General features: G+C 42.5%; 9 protein-coding genes. 1 reads left to right on the top strand and 8 read right to left on the bottom strand.

Annotated features, from left to right (window positions below; all coding sequences use genetic code 11):
- The 3 genes from R7P74_RS24450 to R7P74_RS24440 form a co-directional block, all read right to left on the bottom strand.
- Positions 1 to 395 (bottom strand): relaxase/mobilization nuclease domain-containing protein (locus R7P74_RS24450; RefSeq protein WP_169592474.1); only part of this gene is annotated, 395 nt, incomplete at its 3' end.
- Positions 392 to 733: a MobC family plasmid mobilization relaxosome protein gene (locus tag R7P74_RS24445; protein WP_025534403.1), complete on the bottom strand. Its 342-nt coding sequence runs from the start codon at positions 731 to 733 to the stop codon at positions 392 to 394. The genes R7P74_RS24445 and R7P74_RS24450, both read right to left, overlap by 4 nt.
- Before the next feature lie 855 nt (positions 734 to 1,588).
- Entirely contained in the window at positions 1,589 to 1,837 is a 249-nt protein-coding gene (locus R7P74_RS24440; RefSeq protein ID WP_005398517.1) for a hypothetical protein, read from the bottom strand.
- Between the two features lie 158 nt (positions 1,838 to 1,995).
- Between R7P74_RS24440 and R7P74_RS24435 the strand changes: the two genes are divergently transcribed.
- A complete protein-coding gene (locus tag R7P74_RS24435; protein ID WP_031819061.1) occupies positions 1,996 to 2,211 on the top strand; it encodes a hypothetical protein in 216 nt (71 codons plus the stop codon).
- Between the two features lie 234 nt (positions 2,212 to 2,445).
- Here R7P74_RS24435 and R7P74_RS24430 read toward each other — a convergent pair whose 3' ends face one another.
- From R7P74_RS24430 to R7P74_RS29960, 5 genes are all read right to left on the bottom strand, one after another.
- On the bottom strand, positions 2,446 to 2,616 hold the full coding sequence (locus R7P74_RS24430) for a hypothetical protein (RefSeq protein ID WP_005398424.1): 171 nt from the start codon (positions 2,614 to 2,616) through the stop codon (positions 2,446 to 2,448).
- Between the two features lie 16 nt (positions 2,617 to 2,632).
- A complete protein-coding gene (gene nadS / locus R7P74_RS24425) occupies positions 2,633 to 2,920 on the bottom strand; it encodes a NadS family protein (RefSeq protein ID WP_029946694.1) in 288 nt (95 codons plus the stop codon).
- Complete coding sequence (locus tag R7P74_RS24420) at positions 2,910 to 3,302, bottom strand: type II toxin-antitoxin system RelE/ParE family toxin (RefSeq protein WP_224723981.1); 393 nt, start codon at positions 3,300 to 3,302, stop codon at positions 2,910 to 2,912. Before R7P74_RS24420 ends, nadS begins: the two co-directional genes overlap by 11 nt.
- A 61-nt stretch (positions 3,303 to 3,363) precedes the next feature.
- Positions 3,364 to 3,597 carry an MbeD/MobD family mobilization/exclusion protein gene (locus R7P74_RS29965; RefSeq protein ID WP_169567099.1) on the bottom strand — a complete coding sequence of 78 codons (234 nt, stop codon included), beginning with the start codon at positions 3,595 to 3,597 and terminating at the stop codon, positions 3,364 to 3,366.
- Complete coding sequence (locus tag R7P74_RS29960) at positions 3,598 to 4,047, bottom strand: MbeB family mobilization protein (protein ID WP_353616425.1); 450 nt, start codon at positions 4,045 to 4,047, stop codon at positions 3,598 to 3,600.
- Positions 4,048 to 4,438 lie beyond the last annotated feature (391 nt).

Below are 4,438 nucleotides of genomic sequence, written 5' to 3'. Positions count from 1 at the left end.
ATACGAGGATTGTCTGCAAAGTGGTAGTAAGGTTGAAGTCGCTTGCCAGAATGAAGCTCAATATTTGGAATAACAAAGTTCAGCTCTAACCGCCCTTTATCAAGATGCTCTACCCAAAGAATGGAGTATTGGTCTTTGTCTAAGCCTGGTAACAAAGCCTTTTCAAAATCAGCCATGAGGCGATCTTTAATCTCTTGTGATAAGTCCGTTTCAGCAAAACAGAGAAAGCCCGATGTGTACTTTTTGGCGTAAGGACTCGAATCAATGAGTGATTGAACTAAATCAGGATCGCCTTGATTGAGTGTCGCCCTCTCCCGATTTCTATCTTTCCCTAAGAGATAATCAACAGGGCCACTCCCAACGCCCTTACCTCTACGAGCGAACTGAACAATCATACTGAGATCTCATACTTTGCCATTATTTGCCCAAGCTGACGCTCGATTGCTGAAAGTTGGGCCAATACTTGAACCACATTCACGACATCATAATTCTGGGTATTCACTACTCTAGTGATCTGATTCAAGTTATTTCCAAGTCCAGATAACTGGCGCAATAATGCGGGGTCTACTTTAGGAACATTGGCTCTTTTAAGAGTCCGTTCCCCAAGACAAGTCTCTCTCATCCAAGGAGCTAATTCCGCACCATCACACCGATCTTTCAGAGCTTGAAGTTCAGCCTCAGTGACTCTGATCTTGATGGACTTTTCTCGTATTACTTTCTTCTTTTCAGTCATGGCAATTCTTTAGTTTGAGTGCTTTTAACTAGGGTTAAGGGAGCGTAGCGTCCCTTACAAGGCACAATGACAACGTAACGAAGTGGAGGGGTCTTTGTGTAGCCTTGCTTATGTGCTTAACAAAAGATAGAAAGTAAGATAAAGAAATGCAAATAAGGGAAATCATGAAGTATCAAACAATGACAGTAAGAGCAAAGAGGAGGCTAGCCAAGCTAGCGCACACCACCCTTTCGGCTGCGCCGACCCCTACCCATTTCAACTCAAATTTATGAGTGATTTGGGTATCTTTTTGGTCGCTTTCAGATTGGGTAAGTCTCTTCCCTTTCGGGCTGCCCTGCGCTGTGAGTAAGGCTTTACGCCCCCATTCCAGTCTCACAACACTAATCAATTATTCCTTTTCCGCAGTTCTCCCTCTAGCAGCTACAAGAGAGCGGTTTTATCGTGCTTTCGCAAGTTTTGATTAGTGCCTTTACCTGCCACCTTTGGAACTTCCCTTGGTCGGTGGCTGATGCGCATCGCTCTGTCCAAAACATCTTGAGTCCAAACAGAGTGCAGGAATACTTGAAGTGCTTAAACGATATGGGCTATCATGAAAGGACTTACACAGGCCGTCAAACCGGTAAGTATTCCGATCAAAGCCGACCTTGCAGGGTCGGTTTTGTCACATCTGGGGATTGAGATTACAACAAAAGAGCTGGGATCTCAACGATCCTTTTCTAAGGTAATGAACGTCCTCAAGAAAAACGCCTCCCATTGGGAGGCGTTTTTCGTATCTGCCAGATGTAAAAAAGGTCGCCGGTTTGGGCAACCTTTTGCGTTCTATCGTTCAGTTCGCACAACGAGTGTTACGTTAAATTACTCATTACTTTCTTTTAAACCAAAGCAGTCCCACTCTATCAGCAATCGACTAAAATTATTTTTTGAAAGATATTTGGCATCTACACACTTACCATCATCATCGTACAGCACAAGGAAAAAAGAACTCGATTCTAGTGTACGACCTAACGAAAGCCATTGAGCAACAATTGTCTCGTAATGTTCTTGATATGATGCGATTTCAAAGCCTTTGTTATTCGATGTTTTAAAATAAATTTTTAGTTTCACGCTTTATCCCATTTATCTCATACACATCATATTTAAGACTAGGTTTGTGTGAGCAATTGAACGTTCTTAATAGACTTAGGCCAAAAAAAACCACTATATACGCAATTGAGCACTATTATAAAGTTACATGCATATCAACACTTTGTGAGTATTGCGTTATGGCTTTGTGTAAAATAAAAAAATACGACACTTTAGTAGATGCTCATACGATTAAACTTCTCGAAAATTTAACAATGGAAATTGGAAATGAAGAAGTTGCTCTACAAGTCACTATTTTGTCATTTGAAAAACTTTGGCATCAAATGGAAATGCATGGAGAGCCCAAAAACACATTTGAATGGCTTCAAATCGAAGCAAAGAAGCTCATAATTTAAAGCAACATAACGTTGTTTTGGTGCTTATTATTCCTATTACGTTAAATAGCCGACTTAGCATCTCAAAACGCCAACCTGACGCTCTCAAAACGCTCCAGGAGCGTTTTTAAGCACTTATCCTTACCTACTTAGCCAGAAATCGGGCTGTAAGTTTGTGACGCTTTCAGAGCGATTTACAGGGCAAAAAGTTCGCTGTTCGATTGAAACAAAAAACGCCCTCTAAGGGCGTTTTTTCTATGTTTTCATCTTATCGATGGCATCTTTGGTGATCAGCTCGTTAGCTATCTCTAAGTTCTCTTTGTACTTCTTCTCTTTGTACTTCTCATATTCAAATCGAGATAACGAACTTCTCGGATCGTACTCGTAACGCTGACAGAATTGCTCAAAAGTAACAGCTGCACTCATAGACACCTCTTAATCTTTAAACTGAAAACTTCGCATAAAGCTCTGGCTCTTTAGAGAGTAGAGTCAGGACTTTGCTTGCTAAACCTGTCGGATTTCTCCGTCCTTGCTCCCAACTTTTCACGGTATCAATACTCACATCCATCGCTTGTGCCAACTCTTTTTGGCTGACATCCAGTTGTGCTCGGATCGCTTTAACATCGGCAATCTCATAACGAGTGACATTCGCAGGAGTCTGCTCTCCTTTTGCAATCGCTTCGGCTTGCTTCATCGATGTATAAAGTTCATCAAAAATACTATTGCTCATTGTCATACTCTCTCTTAATCGACCTCGACACTTCTTTAAGGAGATTCTTCTCTTTCTGAGTTAAAGAGTCCTTTCTCCCTTTCTTGTACAGCAACACCAAATAGACAACATCAGGTTGGATCAGTAAGTAAATCGTTCGATAACCACCACTCTTACCTGTCGATTCTCCAGCAAGGCGAACTTTTCTTAGCCCTCCCGTTCCGACAATCAACGATCCCATTTCTGGGTTTTTGATGATGTCTGACTGCAACGCTCGAAACTCTTCATCCGTGAGCATCTCTTTTCGCTGAGATTCAAACAATGGCGTTTCAATAAACTCTAATGCGTAGCTAATAACCCGATCCTCTCCCAAAAGAATAGGAGTACATTGTACTCCTGGCAAGCGTATTTTCAAATGTATTAACGATTAAATCCGAAACCTCGACCTCTGCGATTTTGTCGTGCTAACGACTGCTCTTGCTGTATTGCTTTTCCAACGACTGGAGCTGCTGCGTCAAGTTGTTTACTTGCATGGTCAAGCTGCTCACACTGCTCTGTAAGCGTTGGTTCTCCTCGCTGCTCTGCTCGAATCTTTTCTCTAAATCCTTGTAGAGCTTCACGAACTCGCTGTGCTGCTCCTTGTGCTGCCTCTCTAAAACCTCGAAGGCGTGCAAAAGTTGTTTCTCTAGCTCGGTCATTTATTTCCTCTCCAACTTGATCAGCTCGTTCTTGCCATCGTTCATTGTCCACCCCTCCAGAATCGAGTAACCCTCTGGTATCACAATAAAACGTTCCCCTTTCTGGCTCTCGTACAGAGAAAGCCCCCAAGTCTTGTTCTGGAACTGCTCTAGGATCGCTTTTTGGCGGGCTATCTTTTTCTGATTGTCTAATATCGTCTGCCCTTGATACCAAGCGATCCCGTAACTGACGATCACCAAAAATAACAGGGTCACTGGCAACCAAATCCATGTTTTCATCACCAAGAGATTCAAACGTGATTGCTGCTCTTGGATGTCGTTTATGATTTTCTGCTCGCTTGATTTCAACGCATCTTGAATACGTTGTTCGTGCCTCTCGAAGTCTTTCTTTAGCGTTTGCTCGATAGCGTTGGCTTGCTTCTTCGATTGCGAATTGAAGTCCCTCGCCATATTCAAAATCTTGCTCATACAACAAACCTTTTAATCTTATGTTTCGTTTCCCACTTTCGGGATTCTTAATGCTGATGCTTTTAGCTGTCACTCTGGCAATCTCAAATCCTTTGCTTTCAAGCGCACCAATTACCCCTTTTCGACTACGGATTGCGCCTGATTGAGCAAGATTAAGTAGACCATCGGTAAGAAGTTGCTGAATCTCTTTTGCATCGGATGGAGTGTCTTTAGCACTCACCAAGCCTTGCTGATTAGCAGGGTCATCTGGGTCATGAAGCCCTAGTTCAAGATTCTTAATGGTGCGCCACGCATCGATACGAGGATTGTCTGCAAAGTGGTAGTAAGGTTGAAGTCGCTTGCCAGAATGAAGCTCAATATTTGGAATAACAAA

It is taken from the genome of Vibrio sp. 2033, from assembly GCF_033339735.1.
The sequence above is the reverse complement of the archived record's forward strand: the minus strand, read 5'-3'. Positions and strand labels throughout refer to the sequence as shown.

Bases quoted from the DNA above. Each gene is read 5' to 3' on its own strand.
- R7P74_RS29960 (WP_353616425.1), bottom strand. From the start codon at position 4,047: ATGGCGAGGGACTTCAATTCGCAATCGAAGAAGCAAGCCAACGCTATC.
- nadS (WP_029946694.1), bottom strand. From the start codon at position 2,920: ATGAGCAATAGTATTTTTGATGAACTTTATACATCGATGAAGCAAGCC.
- R7P74_RS24435 (WP_031819061.1), top strand. From the start codon at position 1,996: ATGGCTTTGTGTAAAATAAAAAAATACGACACTTTAGTAGATGCTCAT.
- R7P74_RS24445 (WP_025534403.1), bottom strand. From the start codon at position 733: ATGACTGAAAAGAAGAAAGTAATACGAGAAAAGTCCATCAAGATCAGA.
- R7P74_RS29965 (WP_169567099.1), bottom strand. From the start codon at position 3,597: ATGACCGAGCTAGAGAAACAACTTTTGCACGCCTTCGAGGTTTTAGAG.
- R7P74_RS24430 (WP_005398424.1), bottom strand. From the start codon at position 2,616: ATGAGTGCAGCTGTTACTTTTGAGCAATTCTGTCAGCGTTACGAGTAC.